Origin of the sequence: Variovorax sp. OV700 (assembly GCF_900099805.1) — a bacterium.
In the GTDB taxonomy this organism is placed as follows: domain Bacteria; phylum Pseudomonadota; class Gammaproteobacteria; order Burkholderiales; family Burkholderiaceae_C; genus Variovorax.
In genome coordinates this window covers 180259-202319 of sequence record NZ_FNDR01000010.1, presented here as the reverse complement: position 1 = coordinate 202319, position 22061 = coordinate 180259, and the positions used below count along the sequence as shown (strand labels likewise).

The window sequence follows — 22061 nt, the reverse complement described above, 5'->3', positions numbered from 1 at the left end:
TGATCGATAGCGTGTCACGCCCTACTCCGCAGGCTAGTTTTTTTTCGGCTGGAGTTGTGGCTGCCATTGAGGTCAGCCGTCAACCGGCTAGCTGTTCTAAAGTCTTGCCAGCTTCAAGAGCCTCTTTCAACCACCGAGGGCGAGGACCGAAACCCGACCATTTGTTTCCGGCCTCATCGCGATACGTCGTGGCGACGCGTTTCTTCGCGATCGCATTCTTCTCATTCTTTTTCTTAACCTTCGACGTGGCTGCCGGCAGAGAGCTTCCCGACGCGGTGAACTCGTCTAGCGACCTGCCCGCGGCAATCGCTGCCTTCAACCATTGCGGCCGCGGTCCTCGGCCGCGCCAGCTGTTCCCCGCGCCGTCCGAATACGCTGCGACTTTGGAGTCAGTGAGCTTTTGCGCTTTGGTTTTTGCTCCGCGCGTGCCGCCATATCCAAGCTGCTCTGCGGTCAATCCGTAGTGCGCGATCGCATCTTTGATGCGAGCAATGACGCCTGCGACCTCTTCAGCCTTCAGTTTGTCGGCCTGCTTTTGCAGTGCCTCGATTTGCTTCTGAATTTGAGCGTAACTTTTTTGGGTCATGGCTATAACTATTTTGTGTGAGAGAGGCAACTCTAATCCGGTTTGCAAATTGTCGGTTGGCCAGTGGGAGGGCGTGCAAAGTTATTATCGAGGTAGGGGAGATTGCGCATAAGGATCGGGTGTCCCGCAATCCCTCTACCACGTTCATATAGCGTAGCGCCTGAATGCCCCCCTCGCTCCGAGAAAAAGAGAGAGCCGGTCGAAACCATAGTCGCGCCACTCCTCTCGGCGCTTCTTTTTGCCGACAAGTTCGGCCCTGAGATTTTCCATCTCGTCGGAGCCGTTGTCAGCCCCTATGCTGTCTTTCAGCTTTTTGGCTAGGCCGATGCAGTGAGGCGCTCCCCAGTCTTCGACATCGAGAATCTGCGATTCAATCAGCTGTACATCTACCTGGTAGAGGGTAGGAACACCTTCTTCTCCCATCGCGACATTACGAGCCATTGCGCGGAACGCGGCGAGCTTTGTTCCAAAATGGCTGAAACGTGCGGCGCCCGGCCGTGTCTACAGCCGGGAGCGCATCCTTTCCAATGTGTGGGGAACGAACGAAGAGCCCCTCACCAACATCGTCGACGTGTATGTCCGTCGACTTCGTGCCAAGATCGACGATGGCCATCCCGTTGCGTTGTTCAAGACCGTGCGCGGTCTAGGCTATCGACTGGATGCTGCGCCGGGCTGAGGCAGTTCATCGAATGTTCATGTGCGCGTCACGCCGGATTCATGGCGGACAGCAGCTTAGGTTCAGGGAGAGACCGAAGAATGAAGTCCTGTATCGCAAGACGATGCAGCACCGGCAATCCCGGTGATCGACCAGCCAATGCAAAAAAGGAAAAATCCATGAAGATGCTTCGTACGCTCTCTCTCTCGGCAACGACGGCGGCGGTCCTCGCCATCTCGACATCCGCCTTCGCGCAAGCGCCCGCAGCGGCAACTTGCAGTCCGGCGACCGAACCGCAGATCGCGGCACTGTTCGACCGCTGGAACGACTCGCTGCGCACGCTGGACCCCGACAAGGTCGTGGCCAACTACGCGGCCGACGGCGTGCTGCTGCCGACCGTTTCGAACCAACCGCGCACCAATCCGGCGGAGATCCGCAGCTACTTCGTCAAGTTTCTGAAAGGCGCGCCGCAGGGCACGATCGACCACCGCATCATCAAGATCGGCTGCAACGTGGCGCAGGACGTCGGCACCTACACCTTCAAGTTCAAGGACGGCAAGAAAGTGCATGCCCGCTACACGTACGTCTACGAGTGGGTGAACGGCCAGTGGCTGATCGCTCACCACCACTCTTCGGCGATGCCCGAGGTCGCCGCGCGCAAGTAGGCCGCTTCATCCCTGGCGCCCGGAGGCCGGGCCCGGGGAGAGATGCTGCCCGCCGGGCGTGAGTGCGGTCAGGGCAGGAGTTCGAACTTGAGTTCCGCCAGCGGCATGACCTTTTCTTCGCGCGTCATCTTGTATTCGGTGTTCGGGCCGAGCCACTTCGCCCAGATCTTGTCGAGCTCGCCCGACTTCTCCAGCGCGTAGAGCGCGCCGTTCACCTTGGCCAGCAGCGCCGGCTCGTCCTTCTTCATGCCGACGCCGATGGGCTGCAGCACCATCGGCTCCTTGATCATCTTCAGCGCCACGCCTTCGGTCTTCGACTGGTTGACCAGCTTGGTGATGGTCATCGTGTTCGCAACCATGCCGACAGACTTGTTCTGCTGCACCGCCATGAACGCCGATCCCGTGTCCTGGAAGGTCACCGGCTCGGAGCCGTTCATCTTGATCGACAGCTCGGAGGTCGAGCCCTTGGTCGAGCTCAGGCGCTTGCCCTTGAAGTCGGCCTTGGCCGTGCCGGGGTCGGAAGCCTTCACCGCCAGCATTTCCTTGGCCACGTAGTACGGATCGCTGAACTGGATCTGCTCGCCGCGGCTCTTGGTGTAGGCCAGGTTGGCGACGGTCACGTCGACGCGCCCGAGCTTGACCTCGGGCACGCGCGCCTCCACCGACAGCGGGGTGACCTTGGCCGTCAATCCGAGTTCCTTGGCGAGCGCCTGACACAGGTCGACGTCGTGGCCCACCATCTCGCGCGTCTTCGGATCGGGGGCGGCGAAGGGCGGCACGTCGGCGAAGGTGCCGCAGCGCAGTTCCTTGCGCTGGCTGATGTCGCTCCACTGGTCGGCGAGGGCCAGGAAAGGCGTGGCGCAGAGGCAGGCGCCAATGGCGGCAAGACGGAAAGCGGTTCTGTTCGACATGCTGGACTCCTGAAGAAACTCGAGGGGATGAAGAAAACGACGATCAATCAGTGCGCGCGCAAGTCCGACAGGAAGCGCTGCGCGCGCGGATGCTGCGGGCTGGTGAAAAAGGTCTCGGGGTCGGCCTTCTCGAGAATGCGGCCCGCGTCCATGAACCAGACGCGGTCGGCCACCTCGCGGGCGAAGTTCATCTCGTGCGTGACGCACATCATGGTCATGCCGTCGTTGGCAAGGCCGCGCATCACCGACAGCACCTCGCCCACCATCTCGGGGTCGAGCGCGCTGGTGGGTTCGTCGAACAGCATGGCGGGCGGCTCCATGGCCAGTGCGCGGGCAATGGCCACGCGCTGCTGCTGCCCGCCCGAGAGCTGGGCCGGGTAGGCGCCGGCCTTGTTCGACAGGCCCACGCGCTCGAGCAGCTGCGCCGCCCTTGCCTTCGCCTCGGCCCGCTTCACGCCCAGCACGCGCACGGGCGACAGCATGATGTTCTCCAGCACCGAGAGATGCGGAAACAGGTTGAAGCTCTGGAACACGAAACCGATGCGGCTGCGCAGCTTGTTGAGCGCCGCGCTGCTCATGGGCGCGTGGATGTCGTGGCCGTCGAACAGCAACTGCCCCGACTTCACTTCTTCCAGCCGGTTGACGGTGCGGATCAGGGTGGACTTGCCGGAGCCAGAAGGCCCGCAGACCACCACGACCTCGCCCTTCTTCACCTCGGCATTGACGTCGGCGAGCGCCTGGTAGTCGCCATACCACTTGTTGATGTTGGAGAACAGGATCATGGTGTCATCCCCTGCGGGATGTGGAACGGGGTTCATGGATCTGTCTCCTTGTTTTCCTGTCGATGGCCGTCGGGCGCGGCCTTACGGATTCACCACCACCGGCGGCGGCAGCGAAACACCGTCTTCGGATGTCTTCGCAGTGGCTGCGCCGAGCCGCTTGTGGGCCACGCGCCGCTCCAGCCACAGCGCCAGCTGGGTCAGGCTGAAGCAGACGACGTAGTACGTCATCGCCAGGATGAAGAACACCTGGAACGGCTTGGTCAGCAACTGGTTGTTGATCTGGTTCGCCGCGAAAGTCAGCTCCTGCACGTTGATCACGTAGCCCAGCGTGGTCTCCTTGATGGTGGAGATGAACTGGCTCAGCATGCTCGGCAGCATGTTGTAGAGCGCCTGCGGCAGGATCACGTACCGCATGGTGCCCAGGTGGCTGTGGCCGAGCGCGCGCGCTGCCTCGGTCTGGCCCTTGGGCAGGGCCTGGATGCCGGCGCGCACCACCTCCGACAGGTAGGCGCCCTCGTAGATCACCAGCGTGCACAGCATGGTGGTGAAGCCCGACACGTCCCGACCGATCAGGATCGGCACCAGGAAGTAGACCCACAGGATCACCATCAGCAGCGGCACCCCGCGCACCCCGTAAACCAGCACCGTCGCCGGCCAGCGCAGCAGCCGCCAGGGCGACAGCCGCGCGAGCGCCAGCAGCACCGAGAGCGGAAACGCCAGCACGATGCCCAGCACCGACAGGATCAGCGTGGCGACGATGCCGCCGAGCGGGCCGCTGGGATATTGGCCGACGAGCAGCAGCAGCCAGTTGTCGCGCAGGATTTCAAAGACGCTGAACATGGTTTTCTACCTCGCTCCGGCGATGCGGTAGCGCCGCGACAGCCAGCCGCCCACCGCCATGATGAGCAGCGAGCACACCAGGTACAGCACCGTGGCCATGCTGTAGGCCTCGAAGGTGCGAAAGCTCTGGCTCTCGATTTCCTTCACCGCATGCGTCAGCTCGGCCACGCCGATGGCCATGGCCAGGCTGCTGTTCTTGAACAGCGACACGCTGTGGTTCACCAGTGCCGGCACCGCGTTTCGGATGGCTTGCGGCAGCATCACATGGCGCATCGAGCCAATATAGCCATGGCCGAGCGCGCGCGCGGCCTCGGCCTGGCCGGCCGGGATGGAGCGCAGGCCCGAGCGCATGTCCTCGCTGAAATAGGCGGCCTGGCAGAGGCCGAGCGCGACGATCGAGAGAATCGTCTCCGCGTTGTGCGCCGACAGCCAACCCTGCAGCACATCGGGCAGCAGGCTGAAGATGCCGAAGTACCAGAGCATGAGCTGCACCAGCGTCGGCACGTTGCGGTGGTAGGAGACATAGCCGGCCACCACGCGTTCGGCCAGCCGGCTCGGCGTGAGGCGCACGACCAGCAGCACGACCGCCATGGCCATGGCCAGCAGCCAGGAGCCGGCCGCGATCTTCAGCGTCTCCTGCAGTCCGTGCCAGAGCATCGCACCGAACTCCGGTTTCAGCAGGATCGCCAGCAGGTCGAAGTCCTTCATGCGCGGTTCCTTTGCCTGGCTTGTGGACGTGGTGCCACTCAGGCCTGCGGCGCTTCCGGCCGCGCGGTCGAGAGCCCGCCGGGCACCTGCAGCGTGGGCGTGATTTCCATGTGGCCCACGTTGACCGCTATGGGCGCCGCAATCGCGAAGGCGATGGCGTTCGCGATGTCTTCGGCCTGTGGCAGCTCGTAGCCTTCGACGAAGCGCTTGTAGGTTTCTTCGGAGTCGCCGTGCACGTGCGCGAAGATGTCGGTGGCCACGCGCCCCGGGCAGATCTCGGTCACCCGCACGCGCTTGCCGAAGACGTCGATGCGCAGCTGGCGCGACAGCATGCTCACGGCCGCCTTGGTCGCGTGATAGGTGCTGTTGCCGCCGAAGTTGTAGGCCGCTGCAATGGAGCTGATGTTGACAACGTGGCCCCGGTCGCGCGCGGCCATGCCGGGCACCACGAGGCGGCACAGGTGCAGCACGGCGCGCAGGTTCACGTCGACCAGCAGGTCGATACCCTCGGCGTCGGACTTGAGGATCGAGCCGGGGCGGTCCACGCCGGCGTTGTTGACCAGCACGTCGAACTCGACCTCCTGCGTGAGGCGGGTGATGCCGGCAAGGTCGCTCACGTCGATGGCGTGCGGAATGCAGCCGGTGCGCGCGGCCAGGTCGGCCAGCTTGTCGGCGCTGCGCGCCAGCGCATGGACCTGGAGGCCTTCCTTGCAGAGGCGTTCGACGACGGCGGCGCCGATGCCCGAGGAGGCCCCCGTCACCAGCGCGGTCTTGTAGTCAGAGAACGGCATCTTTGTTTCTTTCGTTGGAACTGGAGATCGCTGCGTTGAATTCACTGTATCGAGCGCTTCTTCGCGGCGCCAAGACGGATTGGCTGTGGAGCGATAAGCCGCCCTTATGTTGCGCCGTGTTCGTGCGTACGACCTAGGGTAAGCACCATGTTCGGGATCGGGGCCGGTTAGTCCGATTGCCTCGAAATGGGCACCACGCGCCCTGCCTGCTCGACCACGCCGCGCACCGCGCGGGCCAGGTCCACCGCACCGGGCGTGTCGCCGTGCAGCAGGATCGAATGCGCGCGCATCGGGATCTTCTTGCCGCTGTAGCTGGTGACGGTGCCCTCCTCCAGTAATTGGCGCACGCGCGCCAGCACCGCACTCCGGTCGTGGATCACCGAATCGGGCAGCTTGCGCGGCACCAGCAGGCCGTCGTCGTCGCAGGCGCGGTCGGCAAGGAAGGTGGTGCGCACGCGCAGCCCGCAGCGCGCGGCGGCCTCCTCGATGGCGCGGCTGGCGGAAGAGCTGACGATGAGCGTCGGATCGAAATCCGCCACCGCGCGCACCAGCGGTTCGGCGAACGCGGCGTCGGCCGCGGCCATGTTGCCGAGCGCACCGTGAAAGCTCATGTGCGTCATGCGGTGGCCGGCGGTGCGCGCCATGCCGTCCAGCGCGCTCAGCTGGTAGAGCACGTAGGCGACGAGTTCCTTGGGCTCGATCTGCATCGGCCGGCGGCCGAACCCCAGCAGGTCGGGAAAGCCCACATGCGCTCCCACGTCGACGCCCCGCGAGAGTGCCATGCGAACCGTGCGGTCCATGATGACGGGATCGCCCGCATGAAAGCCGCAGGCCACGTTGGCGGAAGAAACGATGTCGAGCAGCGCTTCGTCCTCGCCCATGCGCCAGGGGCCGAAGCCTTCGCCGAGGTCCGCGTTCAGGTCGATGTCCATGGGGTGCCCTTGCTCGTCAGAGGGGATGCAGCAGTTCGACCAGCGGCGTGCCGTAGCCGACAGGGAGGCCATGGCCAACGCACATGGCGGCGATCTCGCCGGCCTCGGCCGTGACCACCGGTAGAAAAAGCGGCCCGATCTGCAGCAGGCCGACGGTCTGCCCGGCCGGCACGTGCTCGCCGATCCGAGCCAGCGGTGCGCCGGCCAACGGGTGGCCGTGCAGGAACACCCCCACCGAGGGCGCCCGGACCACGGCCGGCTCGACGGCAGCGGCCTCTTGCGCATCGTATGCCGGCAGAACCACGATGTCGTCGCCCTGCCGCCCCAGCCGCAAGCTTCCGTGCGGCGTGCGCAGTTCGAACAGGCCGATGTCCGTGTCGGCCAGCCACGCGGCGAACTGACTGGCTTGCAGCGCGACGTCTTGCATGTCAGCGCCTTGCCGCGGGCGCACCGCGGTGCAGTTCCACCATGCGCGCCACCTTGTCGAGCCAGGCGCGCACTTCATCGAGGGCGGCCACGGCCTCGTCCCAGCCGGCTTCGATGAAGCGCACGCGGCTGCCGATCGGCGCCTGGCCGAGGCGCCACATGTCGGCCTCGATCACCGTGCCGAACTTGGGGTAGCCGCCCGAAGGCTGGGCGTCTCGCATCTGGATGATGGGCTGCCCGCTGTGCGGCACCTGGATCACGCCCGGCACGATGCCGTGCGAACGCAGCTCCATCGGCGCGATGGGCCGCAGCGCCTCGCCTTCGAGGCGGTAGCCATAGCGATCGCTCTGCGAGGTGATCTTCCATTCGCCGGCCCAGAAGGCGTCACGCGACGCGGGCTCGAAGCCCATGTATTCGGCCGCGGGCAAGACGCGCACCGCCGCCACGCCGTCACGCTGCAGCGGCAGTGCGAGCGCGGGGGGCACCAGGCCGAAGCCGGTCTTACACGCAGCGGCCGCACCTGCCGCGCGCAGCACGTCGCCCCGCCGCAGCGCGCGCCCTTCATGGCCACCGAAGGCACCGCGCAGCTGCGTGCTGCGCGAGCCCAGCACTTCGGGCACGTCGATTCCGCCGGCCAGGCACAGCATGGCGCGGCTGCCGCGCTGGGCGCCACCTTGGGGCAAGCCCAGAGTCAGCACCTGCCCGGCCCGCGCCTGGTGGACCCACCAAGGCAGCAGCGGCTGGTCGTCCAGCCGGGCCGCGCAATCGGCGCCGGTCAGCGCAAAGGCGCAGTCCTCGCCGAAGCGCACCTTGAAGGGAAACACCGGCACTTCGATGGCGGCCGCATCGAGCGCATTGCCCAGCAGCAGGTTGCCGGCCGCGAGCGCCAGGTTGTCCATGGCTCCCGAGGTGCCGACGCCCCAGCGCAGGCTGCCGGTGCGCCCCAGGTCCTGCACGGTGGCAAGCGCCGCCGATGAAAGCACTTCGATCATCGGACGATGCCCTCCACGCGAAAACGGATCATGTCGCCCGGCTGCAGCGTCGCGGGCGGGTCCTGCGCCGGATCGAAGAAAGACATCGCGGTGCTGCCGATGGTGTTCCAGCCGCTGGGCCCGGCCGAGGCCGACACGCCGGTCTGCGCGCCGCCGATCGACACCGCGCCGCCCGGAATGCTCAACACCGGCACCTTGCGGCGCGGCGTGGCGATGCGCGCATCCATGCCGCCCAGGTAGCAGTAGCCGGGGTGGCTGCCAAGGGCATACACAGGGTAGAGCGGTGCGCTGTGCAGCTCGACGATCCGCTCGACGCTGAGACCCGTGTGCGCCACCACGTCGGCCATATGCGGACCGCCCGCGCCGCCGTAGACCACGGGCAACTCGACCACCCGGCCCTCCCGCGGCAGCGCGACGGCCGCGTCCCACGCATCGCGCAGGCGCGCCTCCAGGGCTTCGAGCGCACCGAGGCCGCGCGGCGGGCGCAAGAAGGTCAGCATCAGGTTGTTCATGCCCGGCACGGCTTCGCGAATCTCCGGCCAGGCCTGGGTCTCGTGCGCCAGCGCCCAGATGCGCTGCTGCGAGGTGAGGTTCATCTCGCCGGGCGCCTCGAAGAGCAGCGCGGTCGTGCCCAGCAGGCTGAGGGAGGGGCGCTGCGCGATCACGCCGCGTTCCTTTGCTGCAGCCAGCGTTCGAGGTGATGAATGTCCACGCCGCCGACGGCAAATCCTCCGTCGCGCAGCAGTTCGCGATGCAGGGGCACGTTGGTCGCGATGCCGTCGATGCGCATCTCGGCGAGCGCCAGGCGCATGCGGTCGAGCGCGTCGGTGCGCGTGGCGCCGTGCACGATCAGCTTGGCGATCATCGAGTCGTAGTAAGGCGGCACGCGGTAGCCGGTGTTGGCATGCGAATCGACACGCACGCCGAAGCCGCCCGGCACCTGCCAGCCGGTGATGCGGCCGGGCGCGGGTGCAAAGGTCTCTGGGTTCTCGGCGTTGATGCGGCACTCGATCGCGTGGCCCTGGCATCGCACATCGCGCTGCGCCAGCGAAAGGCGCTCGCCGCGCGCCATGCGCAACTGCTGCTGCACGATGTCCACGCCGGCGGTCATCTCGGTCACCGGGTGCTCCACCTGCAGGCGGGTGTTCATCTCGATGAAATAGAAGGCGCCCTTCTCGTAGAGGAACTCGAAGGTGCCGACGCCGCAGTAGCCGATCTGCCGGCAGGCAGCCGCGCAGCGCTCGCCCACCTCGGCCATCAGCGCGTCGTCGATGCCGGGCGCCGGCGCCTCCTCGATCACCTTCTGGTGGCGGCGCTGCAGCGAACAGTCGCGGCTGCCCAGCCACACGGCGTTGCCGTGGCTGTCGGCCAGCACCTGGATCTCGACATGGCGCGGATGCAGCAGGAACTTCTCGATGTAGACCTCGGGGTTGCCGAAGGCCTGGCGAGCCTCCTCGCGCGTGAGCGCCATCGCATCCAACAGCGCCGCTTCGTCATGCACCACGCGCATGCCGCGCCCACCGCCGCCGCCGGCCGCCTTGACGATCACCGGGTAGCCGATCTCGCGGGCGATTGCCTGCACAGCGGCCGGGTCTTCGGGCAGACCTTCGTCCGGCCCCGGCACGCAGGGCACGCCGGCCTTGCGCATCGCGCGCTTGGCCGAGACCTTGTCGCCCATGGTGCGGATGCAGGCGGCGCTGGGGCCGATGAAGACCAGGCCGGCCTGCTCCACGCGCGCGGCAAAGCCCGCGTTCTCCGACAGGAAGCCGTAGCCCGGGTGGATGGCCTGCGCCCCGCTGACTTCGGCGGCAAACAAAATGGCCGACTGGTTCAGGTAGCTCTGCCCCGGCGCGGAGGGCCCGATGCACAGCGCCTGGTCGGCCTGCGCGACGTAGCTGGCTTCGCCATCGGCCTCGGAATGCGCGACCACGGTCCTGAGGCCCAGGCCGCGGCAGGCGCGCAGGATGCGCAAGGCGATCTCTCCGCGGTTGGCAATGAGGACGGAATCGAACATCGCGCGGTTTTCCTCAACCGAAGCGGAACAGGGACTGCCCCGCATCCACTTCCTGGCCCGAACGCACCAGCACGGCCTGCACGGTGGCGGCAGCGTCGGCGCGGACTTCGTTGAACATCTTCATGGCCTCGATCACGCAGAGCATCTGCCCGGCCTCGACGGCCTGACCCGGTTGCACGAAGGGCGGCTCGCCGGGGGCGGACTGCAGGTGCACCACGCCGTAGAGCGGTGCGAGGCATTCGGCCGGGGCGGCCTCCGGCAGCGCCGGTTCCGCGGAAACCGCGGCAGGCCCCTGGCGCGCAGCGGTCGGGTGCCGCGCGGTGGGCGCGGCCGCCAGGGCCGACTGCTTCACCAGCCGCAGCGTGCTGCCGTCTTCGCTGTACTCCAGCTCCGCCAGGTCCGATGCGGCGAGTGCGTCGATGAGCGTCTTGATCTGTTCCTGCTTCATGCCGGGCCTGCCTGTGGCGACAGAACATCCTTGGTGGCCGACGCATTCCGCGAACGCGTGACGGCAGGCATGAAAGGTAACGGGCCGCGGGCGCAATGCCCAAGACGGAATGGCTGTGCCGGGATAAGGCCGGCTTATGACGGCGCGTTACGACAGCGCGGCAAGACCGGGTTCGGGCGTGGCCGCAAAGGTGCCGGCGAGGTCGACCACCAGCTCGAGCAGGATGCTCTTCACCGCCTGCGCCGGCTCGGACAGCGGCAGGTGGTCCGACTGGCACAGCGCCAGCGGCGCCTCGATGACCGGGTCGACGATCTGGAATTGCCAGGCACCGCAGGACGCCACCACTTCGCGCGCCATCGACGCCGGCAGGATGGTGGCGCCCAGCCCGTCGGCGATGGCCGCCGTCAGGGTGAAGGCCGATTCGATCTCGGCCACCACGCGCGGCACCATGCCCGCACGCACGAAAGCCGCATCGACCAGCTTGCGCACCACGTTGTAGGGGCGCGGCAGGAAGAGCTCGATGTCGCGCAGGTCGGCCAGCTTCACCGGCTGCGCCGGCGCCGGCATCGCGGCTGGCCCGACCAGGAACAGCGGCTCCTTGAGCAGCGGCTGGAAGCTCAGGCCATGGATCGCCTTGTCGCCGTAGAGCACGGCCAGGTCCATGCGGCCGTTCATGATGAGCTCGCTCAACGTGGTGCCGTAGTTCTCGTTCAGGTAAAGCAGGATGCCGGGGTGGCGGGCGCGCACGGTGCGCAGCAGCGGCAGCGAGAGCGCCGAGGCCGCCGTGCCGGGCGCAAGACCCACCGACACCTGGCCCGAGAGCCCCTCGCCCGCCGCTTCCATGTCCACGCGCGCCTGCTCGCACTGGCGCAGGATGATCTGTGCATGCCGGTACAGCACCTTGCCGGCCTCGGTCGGCGTGACGCCGCGCTTGGTGCGCACGAGCAGTTGCTGGCGCACCTCGCCCTCGAGCGTGGCTAGTTGCTGGCTCAGCGCCGGCTGGGCGATGAAAAGAACCTCGGCCGCCTGCGTCAGGCTGCCGATGTCCACGATCTTCACGAAATATTTGAGGCGTCGCAGGTTCACGCCTTGTCCCCCAAGCAAAAGCCGAGCCTAGCACCGCCCCCGCACGGCCGGTATAGGCGCTCACCATAAGCTGCGCCTATACGACCAGTGAAAAGTCGTCTTGGCCTCGCCTGTTCGATCTGCGTACCGTTCGGTCCATGCAATCCCAGACACAGGAAGTCACGTGACCACGTCCCGCATTGCCGCCCGCGTGCGGCGCATCAAGCCCTCGCCCAGCACCTCGGCCGCCGACCGCGCCAACGAACTGCGCCGCCAGGGCAAGTCGATCGTGAACCTCGTGGTGGGCGAGCCCGACTTCGACACGCCGCCCCACATCCGGCAGGCCGCGGCCGCCGCCATCGAGAAAGGCGCGACGCGCTACACGCTGATGGCCGGCACGGTGGAGCTGCGGCAGGCCATCGCCGCCAAGTTGGAGCGCGAGAACGGCCTCCGCTATGCAGTGAACGAGATCATCGCCACCAGCGGCGCCAAGAGCGCGATCTACAACGCCTTCGCGATCACGCTGGAGCCGGGCGACGAGGTGATCATTCCCGCGCCCTACTGGGTGTCGTACCCCGACATGGTGCTGGCCTGCGAAGGCACGCCGGTCACGGTGGCCTGCCCCGAAGCCAACGGCTTCAAGCTGACGCCCGCCCAGCTGGAAGCCGCGATCACGCCGCGCACGCGCTGGCTGCTGATCAACTCGCCCAGCAACCCGACCGGTGCCAGCTACACGGCTGACGAATACCGCGCGCTGGCCGAGGTACTGCAGCGCCATCCGCACGTGATGGTGATGACCGACGACATCTACGAGCACATCCGCTTCGACGGCCAGGCGACGCCGCATCTTCTCGCGGTCGCACCCGCGCTGCGCGAACGCACGCTGGTGGTCAACGGCGTCTCGAAGACCTATGCGATGACAGGCTGGCGCATCGGCTATGCGGCCGGGCCGGCCGATCTGATCCAGGCGCTGGACACGCTGCTGTCGCAGTCCACCGGCAACTGCTGCTCGGTGAGCCAGGCGGCCGCCGCGGCCGCCATGAATGGCGACCAGGGTTTTGTGGCCGAGAGCGTGGCGGTCTACAAGCAGCGCCGCGACCGCACGCTCGCGCTCATCAACGACATCCCCGGCCTGCGCTGCACCCCGCCACCCGGCGCCTTCTATCTCTACATCCACTGCGGCGGCCTGATCGGCAAGACCACGCCCCAGGGCAAGCGCCTGGAAGAAGACGGCGACGTGGTGATGTACCTGCTGGAGAGCGAAGGCGTGGCCGTGGTCGCGGGCACCGCCTATGGGCTGTCGCCCTACTTTCGTCTTTCCATTGCCACCGCCATCGAGACGCTGGAAGAAGGCTGCGCGCGCATCGCGCGGGCCGTGGCCGCCCTGCGCTGAAGCGCCCCCGAATTACCGAGGACAACACCCATGCCCTACAAAGCCATCCGCAAGAATCCGTCGGCCCCGCAAGTGGCGCCGGAGATCATCGCCGCGCTGCACGATATTCCGGTCGCCGCGCTGAGCGACAACATGCACCGCAACATCGGCAGCGTCGGCCTGCAGCCCTACCACCGCCCGGGACACAAGACCATGGCGGGCACGGCCGTCACCGTGAAGACGCGCGGCGGCGACAACTTCACGATGATGCGGGCCTTCGAGTTCTGCCGCCCCGGCGACGTGCTCGTCATCGATGCGGGCGGCGACATCACCAATGCGGTGATCGGCGGCATCCTGTCGTTCTATGCCGCGACCATCGGCACCGTGGGCGTGGTGCTCGACGGCGCCATCCGCGACGTGGCCGAGATTCGCGAGCGCGACTTTCCGGTGTACGCGCGCGGCGTCAACCACCGCGGCCCGTACAAGGACGGCCCGGGTGAGATCAACGTGCCCGTCTCGGTGGGAGGCATGGTGGTGAACCCCGGCGACATCGTGGTGGGCGACCAGGACGGCCTGATGGCCTTCGCGCGCGACGAAGCCGAGCTGCTCATTGAAAAGGCCCATGCGCACCTGGCCACAGAGGCCCGCACGATCCAGGCCATGAAGGAAGGCCGGTGGGACCGCTCCTTCCTCGATGCGCTCGAGGCCCGCTGCGCCAACTGAGGCGCAACGGGGCGCCTCGCCGCCCCGCGCCCTGCGCTCAGTGCACCGTGTGCATGCCGCCGCCCAGCTCGAGGCGGTGGACCAGTTCCATGAGGATGCCCTTGACGACCTGCGCCGGCTCCGACAGCGGCAAGTGATCCGAAGCGCAAAGCGCCAGCGGAATCTCGATGTGCGGCGACACCAGCCGCCCGACGTCGACCGCTGCGGTAGCCGCGACGGAGCGCGCGAGCGACACGGGCAGGATCGTCGCGCCCACGCCCGAAGCGACCGCGGCGGACAGCGTGCTCGAAGACTCCATTTCCGCCACCACGCGCGGAATCATCTTTGCCGAAGCGAAAGCCCGATTCACGCTGCGGCGCAGCTGATTGTCGATGCTGGGCAGGAGCAGGTCCACGTCGCGCAGTTCGGCCAGCGCGAGTTCATCGCCGTCCATGCGCAGCATGCCGTGCGAGGCCACGACGCACAGGTCTTCGGTGAGCAAGGGGTCGAACGACAGGCCCCGCACCGCATGCTCGCCGCCATAGAGCACGGCCATGTCCATGAGGCCGTTGCGCACCACGTCGCACAGCGTGGTTCCGAAGTTCTCGTTGATGTGCAGCATGAGTTGCGGATGCCGCTCCTGCACCGTCTGCAGCAGCGGCAAGGCCAGGCCTGATGCAGCCGTGCCCGGCGCGAGACCGACCGACACCTGCCCCGCCAGGCTGCGCCCGGCGTTGACGACGTCGGCGCGCGCCTGCTCGAACTGGCGCAGGATCAATTGCGCGTGGCGGTACAGCACCATGCCGGCCTCCGTGGGCACCACGCCCTTCTGCGTTCGCAGGAGCAGACGCTGGTTGAACTCGCCTTCGAGCGTGGCCAGCTGCTGGCTCAGCGCCGGTTGCGCAACGTGCAGAACCTCCGAGGCCTGCGTGAGGCTGCCCACGTCGACGATCTTCACGAAATATTTCAACCGCCTGAGGTTCACCGGGTCTCCGTCGTCTTGCTGTTCTGTTGGCAAGCAAGCATCGAGCCACGCGTTGCCAGCGTCAACCGGGGTTACGATCAGTTCGCACCCGACTTCCCATGACGGTAAATTTCAAGACCCTCAAGAGCTTCGTGACCGCGGTGGACGCACGCAGTCTTTCCGCGGCCGCGGCGCAACTGAGCGTGGCGCAGCCGGCGCTGAGCCAACACATCGCCTCGCTCGAGGAGCACTTCAAGCACAAGCTGCTGAACCGCTCCAACGCGGGCGTGACGCCCACGCCCGCCGGCAACGAGCTCTATCGCCAGGCGCAGATCATGTTGAGCCACCTCGAGCAGGTGGAGCGCGAGCTGATGAACCGCACGGACGAGAGCTTCGTCTCGGGCCCCGTCTCGGTCGGGCTGGCCACCTACAGCACGGCCTCGGCGCTGTCGATGCCACTGCTGCAGGCGGTGCGCAGCGCATACCCGGGGGTCAACCTGTTCATCAACGACAACTTCGGCCTGGTGCTGAGCGAGATGGTCATGACCGGGCGCCTGGACATGGCCATCATCTACGCGGGCAGCCCCATGAAGGGCCTCACGCTGCAACCGCTCCTGACCGAAGACCTGTTCCTGATTGCCCCACCGGGCATGGAGCTGGAGCCGAACGACGACCAAACCATTGCGCTGCATGCGCTGGCCGGCATCGACCTGCTGCTGCCGAGCCGCATGCACTTTCTGCGGCGGATGGTCGACGAAGCTTTTGCCCGCATTGGCGTGGTACCGAACATCCGCGCGGAAATCGAGTCCGCCGAAACGCTGCGGCAGGCGATCCAGGCCGGCGTGGGCGCCACCATCCTGCCTTCGGCGCTGGCGGATTTTCCGCCGGCCGCGAACCCGCCGGTGATCCGCCGGATCGTCGAGCCCGGGCTGCAAGCCACCGTGTCGCTGTGCGTGCCGGACCACCTGCCGATGTCCGACCAGGCGCGCGCCGTGCTGGAGATCCTCAAGGAACAGATCGACAACCTGTTCGCGGCCGGTCGGCTTGCGGGCATCCGCGAGCCCGAAGCCGCGTCACCGCCGCCCTGACTTTCCGCAGCTCAGTGCGCGTTGGCGGCGGCAGCCACCGGCCGCGACAGGCTGCGCATCGCCGCAACGCCTTCCGTCACGAAGGGGTCCGCATGGTAGTACAGCAGTTGCGCGCCCATCGACACCAGGTGTTCGACGTCCTGCTTCACGACCAGGGTGCCCGCGATCTTTCCAGCCGCGCGAATGCGCTGCAGCGTCTGGTCGACCAGGTCGAGTGCGGGTTGCGGGCGGCGCTTGCCTGGAGCCACCGCAGGCGAGTAGCCCATCGACTGCGACAAGTCGCCCGGCCCGACGAAGAACACGTCGATGCCATCGACCGCCAGGATCTCGTCGAGATTGCGCACGGCCTCGACCGACTCCACCATGCCGACCAGCAGCCGGGTTGCGTGATCGTCGGGGCAGGCATAGCGGAAGGTGTGCACCACCTGCCGCGCGATCTCCGCGGTGTGGATCAGCGGCACCATCACGCCGTCCGCGCCTGCGTTCAGGCAGCGCGTGATGGTGGAGCGCTCCTGGTTCTGCGGGCGCACGATGCCGAAGCCGCCGGCATAGCGCGCGGCCTTGGCCATGTGGTGAATGTCCTCGAAGCTGGCCAGGCCATGCTCGCAGTCAATGAAGACCGAGTCCGCGCCCGAGCGCACGAGCTTCTCGCACAGCGTGGGTGACACATGGTTCGGGTTGACCATCAGCACGGAGTCGCCGCGTGCCAGGCGTTGATGGAGGGTATCGCTCATGCTTCGTCTCGTTCAGGGTTTGCCGGGTGTTCCGTCGGGCGCGCCGAGCCAGCGGCTGATCTCGATGTCGGGGCCCTGGTCGCGCGCGCGGGTCGGGCTGATCACCAGTTGCTCGATGGTGGTGCCCTGCGGCAGCGTGCAGGCCAGCAAGATGGCGCGCGCCACGTCGTCGGACGCGACCATGGCGGCGCGCTCTTCCGCACTCGGTGGGCGCACGCGCGTGTCCATGATGGGCGTATTGACCTCGCCGGGCAGGATGGTGGTGGAGCGGATGTTGTTGTTGCGGAAGGTGCCATGCACGAAGCCCATCAGGTTCGTCACCGCCGCCTTGGCCGCACCATAAGGCGCGCCGCCCAGCAGGTTCGGGCGCACGGCTGCGAGTGAGGAAACGGTGACGATGGTGCCGGCACCGGCATCGAGCATCCCCGGCAGCACCGCCTGGATCAGCACGTAGACCGCCGTCAGGTTGACCGACATGGCCGACTCCCAGTCGTCCGGCTCGATCCAGCGGATGTTGCGCACGCGGCTGGTGAGGCCCGCGTTGTTGACGAGGATGCCGATGGGGCCGACCTCCTTCTCGGTCCACCGCACCAGCGCGATGAGCTGCTCGCGTTCCTGCAGGTCGGCCTGCCGCGCCCAGGCTTCGCCACCGGCGCCGCGAATCTCGTCGACCACAGCCTGCAGCGGCTCGGCCCGCCGGCCCATCACGACAACGCGCGCGCCTTCGGCGGCGAGCATCAACGCGGTGGAGCGGCCGATGCCCGAGCCGCCGCCGGTCACGAGGGCCACCTGACCCTTCAGTGCGCCGGACATCACGCCACCGCCTTCTGCGCTTCGGCGCCGGCTTCGGCCTCGTACCCGTAGTCGGCCTGCGCGCCGGCCATGCTGACGAGGCCCTGGCGCAGATCGTCCTCGACCAGATCACGCGAACGCTGCTGGGCATCGCCCCAGCCGCCGCCGCCCGGCAGTTCGATCGTGAGTCGCTCGCCCGGTGCCAGCACCAGTCGCCCTTTCGGGAACACGGCCTTGCCGTCGTGCAGCACCGCGCCGTTGCGCCCGGCCTGGCCGCCCAGCACACCGAGGCAGGGGTACTTCACGTGCTCGGTGCTCAGGTAGATATTCATCTCGCGGTCCGACAGGTTGCGGATCACGCCGCGCTGGCCCAGGCCGCCGCGGAACTTGCCGGGGCCGCCCGAGTCGGGAATGAGCTCCTTGCATTCAGTGAGCACGGGCACCGCGAGCTCGTACATCTCGATTGGCGTCACACGGCAGTTGGATGGAAAGCTCAGCGTGTCCAGGCCGTCCATCGACGACCGCCCGCCCTGCCCGCCGTGAAAGTTCTGCGCACTGCCGTAGGCCGTTCCGTCGGAGCGCTGGCCCTGGCAGTTGATGCCCCAGATCGGCGCGCCGCCGCTGTCGCCCATCGCGCCTTCGGGCACGACGTGCTGCAGCGCCTTGAAGATCAGGCTCGGAATGCAATGACCCACGAGGTTGCGCGCCGCGCCCGCCGCATGCGGCCTCGGATTGAGGATCGATCCCGCCGGCGCGGAGTCGGTCAGCGCGACCATGCAGCCCTCGTTGTTCGGCGTCTCCGGATCGAGCAGGCATTTCAGCGCATACACGCTGTGCGCCACGCGGTAGTGCGGCACCACATTGATGCCCCGCGCCACCTCGGGCGAGGTGCCGGTGTAGTCGACGTGGATCGAGTCGTCGCGCACTTCCACGCTCACGCACAGCTTGACGTCGGACTCGAAGCCGTCGATCGTCATGTCGGCCTTGTAGCTGCCGTTCGGCCAGGCCGCGATGGCCTGGCGCATGTGGCGCTCCGAGCGGCTGAAGATCGCCTCGCCGAGGCCGTCGCAGTCTTCCAGGCCGTATTCGTCCATGAAGCGCGTGAGCTCGCGGCTCATCACCTCGTTGGCGGCCACCATGCTCTGGATGTCGCCGCGCACTTCGTGCGGCAGGCGCACGCTGGCCTCGATGACGGAGAACACATCGGTGTTCGGCTTGCCAGCCTTGAACAGCTTGAGCATCGGAATGCGGATGCCCTCCTCGAACATGTCGGTCGAGTCGGGCGACTGCGGCCGGCCGCCGATGTCCGGCAGGTGGGCGATGCTGCCCGCGTAGCCCACGATCTTTCCCTTGCGGAAGATCGGCGTGAGCATGACCATGTCCGGCAGGTGGCCGGTGCCGATCACGGGGTCGTTGGTGGCCAGCACGTCGCCGGGCTCCAGCGACTCGGGCGGAAAGGCCTTGAGGAAGTAGTTCTGCGCCGCCATGGGCAGCGTGGTGATGAACACCGGAATCGACCAGGTGCATTGCGCGAGCGCACGACCCTTGGCGTCCAGCAGCACGTTCACGTAGTCGTGGTTCTCGCGCACGATCGGCGAGAAGGCCGTACGGCCGAGCGCGCTGTCGGCCTGGTCGGCGATGAAGACCAGGCGGTCCCACATCACCTGCAGGGTGATCGGATCGTTGAAGTCGGGTTTGAGCATGGACATGGCAAGAAGACCTCAGGACAAAAGCATGATCAGGTTGTGTTGGGCGTCGAGCGAGGCGCTGGCGTTGGGCCCCATCACCACGGTCGATTCGCGCTGCTCGATGATGGCGGGACCCTCGACCGGAACGCCGGGCACCAGCGCGTAGTGGTCGTAGACCGGCGTGTCGACGTACTTGCCGAGTTCGGAAAAGAAGACCGGCCGCGTGCCCTTGCGTGCATCGCGCGCCGTGCTCGATTCACCACGCAGGCTGGCGAGCGAGACCGGCGCCTTCGGCCCGCTGGCACGCACGCGCCAGGTGATGACCTCCGCGTCGGTGCCGCTGACGGCGCGGCCGTACAGGGCCACGTAGTTGGCATGGAAGCGGGCCAGCAGTTCCTCGACGAACTTCGGGTCCGCCGGATCCAGCTCCGGCAGCGGCACCGAGATCTCGTAGCCCTGGCCCACGTGGCGCATGTCCACGGTGTACGAGTAGCTGATGTGGTCCACCGGCACCTTGCTCGCCAGCACCACTTCGCGCCCCTGGTCCGCGAGCGTGGCCTTGACCACGTTCACCGCGCTGGGGTTCCAGGCCGAGATGCGCATCGGCAGGCTGGCCGACAGGTCCGCCGCCACCGGCGCGCCCAGCAGCCCGATGGCCGAGGTGACGCCGGCGCCCAGCGGACAGATCACCTTGCGAATGCCCAGCTTGCGGGCCACGCCGTAGGCATGCACCGGTCCGGCGCCGCCAAAGGCGATCAGCGGCAAGGCGCGCGGGTCGACGCCGCTGTCGGTGGCCTGCATCGAGGCAGCCTCGGCCATGCTCTCGTTGACCATGTCGTGAATGCCCCAGGCGCAGCGCTCGAGCGAAATGCCGAGCTCCTTCGCGAGCCGTGCCATCGCCGATTCGGCGGCGGGCTTGTCGAGCGCGAAATCGCCGCCCAGGAAGGAGTTCTCGTTCAGGTAGCCCAGCAGCAGGTCGGCATCGGTGACCGTCGGTTCCGTGCCGCCGCGCCCATAGCAGGCCGGCCCCGGCGCGGCGGCGGCGCTGCGCGGCCCCACGCCCAGCAGGCCGAGCTTGTTGCGCGCTGCGATGCTGCCGCCGCCCGCGCCGATCTCGATCATGTGGATCGACTGGATCTTGAGCGGGAAGCCGCTGCCCTTGCGAAAGCGCTCGTGGCGGGCCACTTCGAGGTCGTTGGCCACCATCGGCTGGCCGTTCGGGATCAGGCAAAGCTTGGCGGTCGTGCCGCCCATGTCGAACGACAGCACGCTCGACTCGCCGGCCTGGCGCGCATAGTCCGCGGCGGCCACGGCGCCCGCCGCGGGCCCCGACTCGATCAAGCGCACCGGCGTGCGCGAGGCCGACGAGCTCGGCACCACGCCGCCGCTCGACGTCATCCAGAGCAGTTGTCCTTCGACACCGCGTTGCGACAGCTCGCGCTCGAGGTGGCTCACGTGCCCGACCATCATCGGCCGGGTGTAGGCGTTGACGACGGTGGTCGAGGCGCGGTCGTATTCGCGGACTTCGGGGCAAACCGTCGAAGAGAGCGAGACGGAGATTCCCGGCGCGACCTCGGCCAGGATCTCGGCCACGCGCCGCTCGTGCTGCGCGTACTTGTAGGCGTGCAGCAGGCACACGGCCACCGACTCCACCTTCTTGTCGAGCAGCACGCGGGCGATGGTGCGCACGCCGTCTTCGTCGAGCGCCTTGATCACCGTGCCGTCCGCGGCAATGCGCTCATCCACGCCGAAGCACAGCTCGCGCGACACCAGCGGCTCGGGGTACTGGATGCGCAGGTCGTAGAGGTCGTAGCGCCCTTCCGTGCGAATGCGCAGCATGTCCTGGAAGCCGTCGGTGGTGATGAAGGCGGTGTGGACGCCGCGGCGCTCCAGCACCGCGTTGGTCACGACCGTGGTCGCGCCAAGGATCTGCAGCTGGCCGTTGCCCGTGGCTTTGCCCCCGTTGCGGGACCGCACCTTGCCCAGCAGCTCGTCCACGCCCTGGAGCACGGCGCGCGCGGGCGCATCGGGCGTGCTCAGGACCTTGTGCAGAAGGATGGTGCCGTCATCCTCCGTCATCGCGAAGTCGGTGAACGTGCCACCCGTGTCAAATGCCAGTTTCATGCCTTTCAGCTCCTTGAATGTTCGGTTGAGGTGTGTGCTCAGGCCGTGGCCGCGTCAGATGCGCGCTTGCCCGTCATGAACAGTTCGCCCAGATCGGCAGTACTCAGTGCCCCGACCGGGCTGTCCCAGATGACCTTGCCGAGGCGCAGAACCACGGCGCGCTCCGCGGCCTCCATGGCCTTGCGGGTGTTCTGTTCGACCAGCAGAATGGTTCGGCCGCCCTTGTGCAGGCGCTTGAGTTCGTTGAAGACCAGCGTGATGGCCTGCGGCGAGAGGCCGACCGAGGGCTCGTCCACCAGCAGGATCTCGGGGCGGCGCAGCACGGCCATCGCCATCTCGAGCAGCTGCTGCTCGCCGCCGGACATGTTGCCGGCGAGCTCGTTGCGGCGCTTGCGCAGGATCGGGAAGAGGTCGTAGACGTACTCGCGCTCGCCCTTCAAGTCGCCGTCCTTGATGGTGTAGGCCGCCATCTCGAGGTTCTCGTCGATGGACATCAGCTGGAAGTTGCAGCGACCTTGCGGCACGTAGGCAATGCCGTGGCCGAGCATCGCCTGCGGGCGCAGGCCCGCGATGTCCTTGCCCTTCCAGCGGATCGCGCCGCCCTTGTGGGTGGTCATGCCGAAGAGCGACTTCAGCAGCGTCGACTTGCCGGCCCCGTTCGGGCCCAGCAGCGTGACGAATTCGCCATGCCTGATCTTCAGGTCCACGCCGTGCAGGATGTCCAGGTGGCCGTAGCCGGCACGGAGGTTGTCGATTTCGAGTTCCATGATGCTGTTCTTTCG

At 67.2% G+C, this 22061-nt stretch carries 24 protein-coding genes and 1 pseudogene; 5 read left to right on the top strand and 20 right to left on the bottom strand.

The window, feature by feature from the left end:
* Positions 1–79 precede the first annotated feature (79 nt).
* On the bottom strand, positions 80–586 hold the full coding sequence (locus BLR24_RS31100; protein WP_254787515.1) for an H-NS family nucleoid-associated regulatory protein: 507 nt from the start codon (positions 584–586) through the stop codon (positions 80–82).
* Positions 587–730: 144 nt separating this feature from the next.
* On the bottom strand, positions 731–1027 hold the full coding sequence (locus BLR24_RS22500) for a hypothetical protein (protein WP_093020989.1): 297 nt from the start codon (positions 1025–1027) through the stop codon (positions 731–733).
* A gap of 43 nt (positions 1028–1070) precedes the next feature.
* Here BLR24_RS22500 and BLR24_RS22495 point away from each other — a divergent pair.
* Both BLR24_RS22495 and BLR24_RS22490 read left to right on the top strand, forming a co-directional pair.
* Positions 1071–1262 (top strand): annotated as a pseudogene (locus BLR24_RS22495) (winged helix-turn-helix domain-containing protein); the annotation flags it as partial.
* A 158-nt stretch (positions 1263–1420) separates the two neighbouring features.
* The gene (locus BLR24_RS22490) at positions 1421–1906 is read left to right on the top strand and encodes an SgcJ/EcaC family oxidoreductase (RefSeq protein ID WP_093020987.1); all 486 of its coding nucleotides are present in this window, start codon (positions 1421–1423) and stop codon (positions 1904–1906) included.
* A 68-nt stretch (positions 1907–1974) separates the two neighbouring features.
* On the opposite strand, the gene BLR24_RS22485 is transcribed toward BLR24_RS22490, so the two are convergent.
* From BLR24_RS22485 to nac (BLR24_RS22430), 12 genes are all read right to left on the bottom strand, one after another.
* Entirely contained in the window at positions 1975–2817 is an 843-nt protein-coding gene (locus BLR24_RS22485; RefSeq protein ID WP_093020985.1) for an ABC transporter substrate-binding protein, read from the bottom strand.
* Positions 2818–2864: 47 nt separating this feature from the next.
* Complete coding sequence (locus BLR24_RS22480; RefSeq protein WP_093020983.1) at positions 2865–3599, bottom strand: amino acid ABC transporter ATP-binding protein; 735 nt, start codon at positions 3597–3599, stop codon at positions 2865–2867.
* An 81-nt stretch (positions 3600–3680) separates the two neighbouring features.
* Positions 3681–4439 carry an amino acid ABC transporter permease gene (locus BLR24_RS22475; protein ID WP_093020981.1) on the bottom strand — a complete coding sequence of 253 codons (759 nt, stop codon included), beginning with the start codon at positions 4437–4439 and terminating at the stop codon, positions 3681–3683.
* 6 nt (positions 4440–4445) lie between these two features.
* A complete protein-coding gene (locus BLR24_RS22470) occupies positions 4446–5147 on the bottom strand; it encodes an amino acid ABC transporter permease (protein ID WP_093020979.1) in 702 nt (233 codons plus the stop codon).
* Positions 5148–5185: 38 nt separating this feature from the next.
* The gene (locus tag BLR24_RS22465) at positions 5186–5938 is read right to left on the bottom strand and encodes an SDR family oxidoreductase (protein ID WP_093020977.1); all 753 of its coding nucleotides are present in this window, start codon (positions 5936–5938) and stop codon (positions 5186–5188) included.
* A gap of 167 nt (positions 5939–6105) precedes the next feature.
* Complete coding sequence (locus tag BLR24_RS22460; protein WP_093020975.1) at positions 6106–6870, bottom strand: LamB/YcsF family protein; 765 nt, start codon at positions 6868–6870, stop codon at positions 6106–6108.
* 16 nt (positions 6871–6886) lie between these two features.
* Positions 6887–7297, bottom strand: coding sequence for an acetyl-CoA carboxylase biotin carboxyl carrier protein (locus BLR24_RS22455; RefSeq protein WP_093020973.1), 411 nt, complete (start codon positions 7295–7297; stop codon positions 6887–6889).
* A gap of 1 nt (position 7298) precedes the next feature.
* Entirely contained in the window at positions 7299–8288 is a 990-nt protein-coding gene (locus BLR24_RS22450) for a 5-oxoprolinase subunit C family protein (RefSeq protein WP_093020971.1), read from the bottom strand.
* Entirely contained in the window at positions 8285–8953 is a 669-nt protein-coding gene (pxpB, locus tag BLR24_RS22445) for a 5-oxoprolinase subunit PxpB (protein WP_093020969.1), read from the bottom strand. Before pxpB ends, BLR24_RS22450 begins: the two co-directional genes overlap by 4 nt.
* The gene (accC, locus tag BLR24_RS22440) at positions 8950–10302 is read right to left on the bottom strand and encodes an acetyl-CoA carboxylase biotin carboxylase subunit (RefSeq protein WP_093020967.1); all 1353 of its coding nucleotides are present in this window, start codon (positions 10300–10302) and stop codon (positions 8950–8952) included. The genes pxpB and accC overlap by 4 nt, the downstream gene beginning before the upstream one ends.
* Before the next feature lie 13 nt (positions 10303–10315).
* Positions 10316–10750, bottom strand: a complete 435-nt coding sequence (locus BLR24_RS22435) for an acetyl-CoA carboxylase biotin carboxyl carrier protein (protein WP_093020965.1) — start codon at positions 10748–10750, stop codon at positions 10316–10318.
* A gap of 147 nt (positions 10751–10897) precedes the next feature.
* The gene (nac, locus tag BLR24_RS22430; protein WP_055802116.1) at positions 10898–11836 is read right to left on the bottom strand and encodes a nitrogen assimilation transcriptional regulator NAC; all 939 of its coding nucleotides are present in this window, start codon (positions 11834–11836) and stop codon (positions 10898–10900) included.
* Between the two features lie 163 nt (positions 11837–11999).
* Here nac (BLR24_RS22430) and BLR24_RS22425 point away from each other — a divergent pair, with 163 nt between their 5' ends.
* Together BLR24_RS22425 and BLR24_RS22420 are read left to right on the top strand one after the other, a co-directional pair.
* Positions 12000–13208 (top strand): aspartate transaminase, encoded by a 1209-nt coding sequence (locus tag BLR24_RS22425; RefSeq protein WP_093020963.1) that lies wholly within the window; start codon positions 12000–12002, stop codon positions 13206–13208.
* A 30-nt stretch (positions 13209–13238) separates the two neighbouring features.
* Positions 13239–13910 carry an RraA family protein gene (locus tag BLR24_RS22420; protein WP_093020961.1) on the top strand — a complete coding sequence of 224 codons (672 nt, stop codon included), beginning with the start codon at positions 13239–13241 and terminating at the stop codon, positions 13908–13910.
* A 37-nt stretch (positions 13911–13947) separates the two neighbouring features.
* On the opposite strand, the gene nac (BLR24_RS22415) is transcribed toward BLR24_RS22420, so the two are convergent.
* Positions 13948–14874 carry a nitrogen assimilation transcriptional regulator NAC gene (gene nac, locus BLR24_RS22415; protein ID WP_093020959.1) on the bottom strand — a complete coding sequence of 309 codons (927 nt, stop codon included), beginning with the start codon at positions 14872–14874 and terminating at the stop codon, positions 13948–13950.
* 98 nt (positions 14875–14972) lie between these two features.
* On the opposite strand from nac (BLR24_RS22415), the gene BLR24_RS22410 reads away from it, so the two are divergent.
* Positions 14973–15941, top strand: coding sequence for a LysR substrate-binding domain-containing protein (locus BLR24_RS22410; RefSeq protein WP_093020957.1), 969 nt, complete (start codon positions 14973–14975; stop codon positions 15939–15941).
* A gap of 11 nt (positions 15942–15952) precedes the next feature.
* On the opposite strand, the gene BLR24_RS22405 is transcribed toward BLR24_RS22410, so the two are convergent.
* From BLR24_RS22405 to BLR24_RS22385, 5 genes are read right to left on the bottom strand one after another with little or no spacing between them, the layout of a single operon-like run.
* Positions 15953–16675, bottom strand: a complete 723-nt coding sequence (locus BLR24_RS22405) for an HpcH/HpaI aldolase family protein (RefSeq protein WP_093020955.1) — start codon at positions 16673–16675, stop codon at positions 15953–15955.
* A 12-nt stretch (positions 16676–16687) separates the two neighbouring features.
* Positions 16688–17488 (bottom strand): SDR family oxidoreductase, encoded by an 801-nt coding sequence (locus BLR24_RS22400; protein WP_093020953.1) that lies wholly within the window; start codon positions 17486–17488, stop codon positions 16688–16690.
* The gene (locus BLR24_RS22395) at positions 17488–19176 is read right to left on the bottom strand and encodes a hydantoinase B/oxoprolinase family protein (RefSeq protein ID WP_093020951.1); all 1689 of its coding nucleotides are present in this window, start codon (positions 19174–19176) and stop codon (positions 17488–17490) included. The genes BLR24_RS22400 and BLR24_RS22395 overlap by 1 nt, the downstream gene beginning before the upstream one ends.
* A gap of 12 nt (positions 19177–19188) precedes the next feature.
* Positions 19189–21279 carry a hydantoinase/oxoprolinase family protein gene (locus BLR24_RS22390; protein WP_093020949.1) on the bottom strand — a complete coding sequence of 697 codons (2091 nt, stop codon included), beginning with the start codon at positions 21277–21279 and terminating at the stop codon, positions 19189–19191.
* 38 nt (positions 21280–21317) lie between these two features.
* Entirely contained in the window at positions 21318–22046 is a 729-nt protein-coding gene (locus tag BLR24_RS22385; RefSeq protein ID WP_093020947.1) for a branched-chain amino acid ABC transporter ATP-binding protein, read from the bottom strand.
* Positions 22047–22061: the final 15 nt, after the last annotated feature.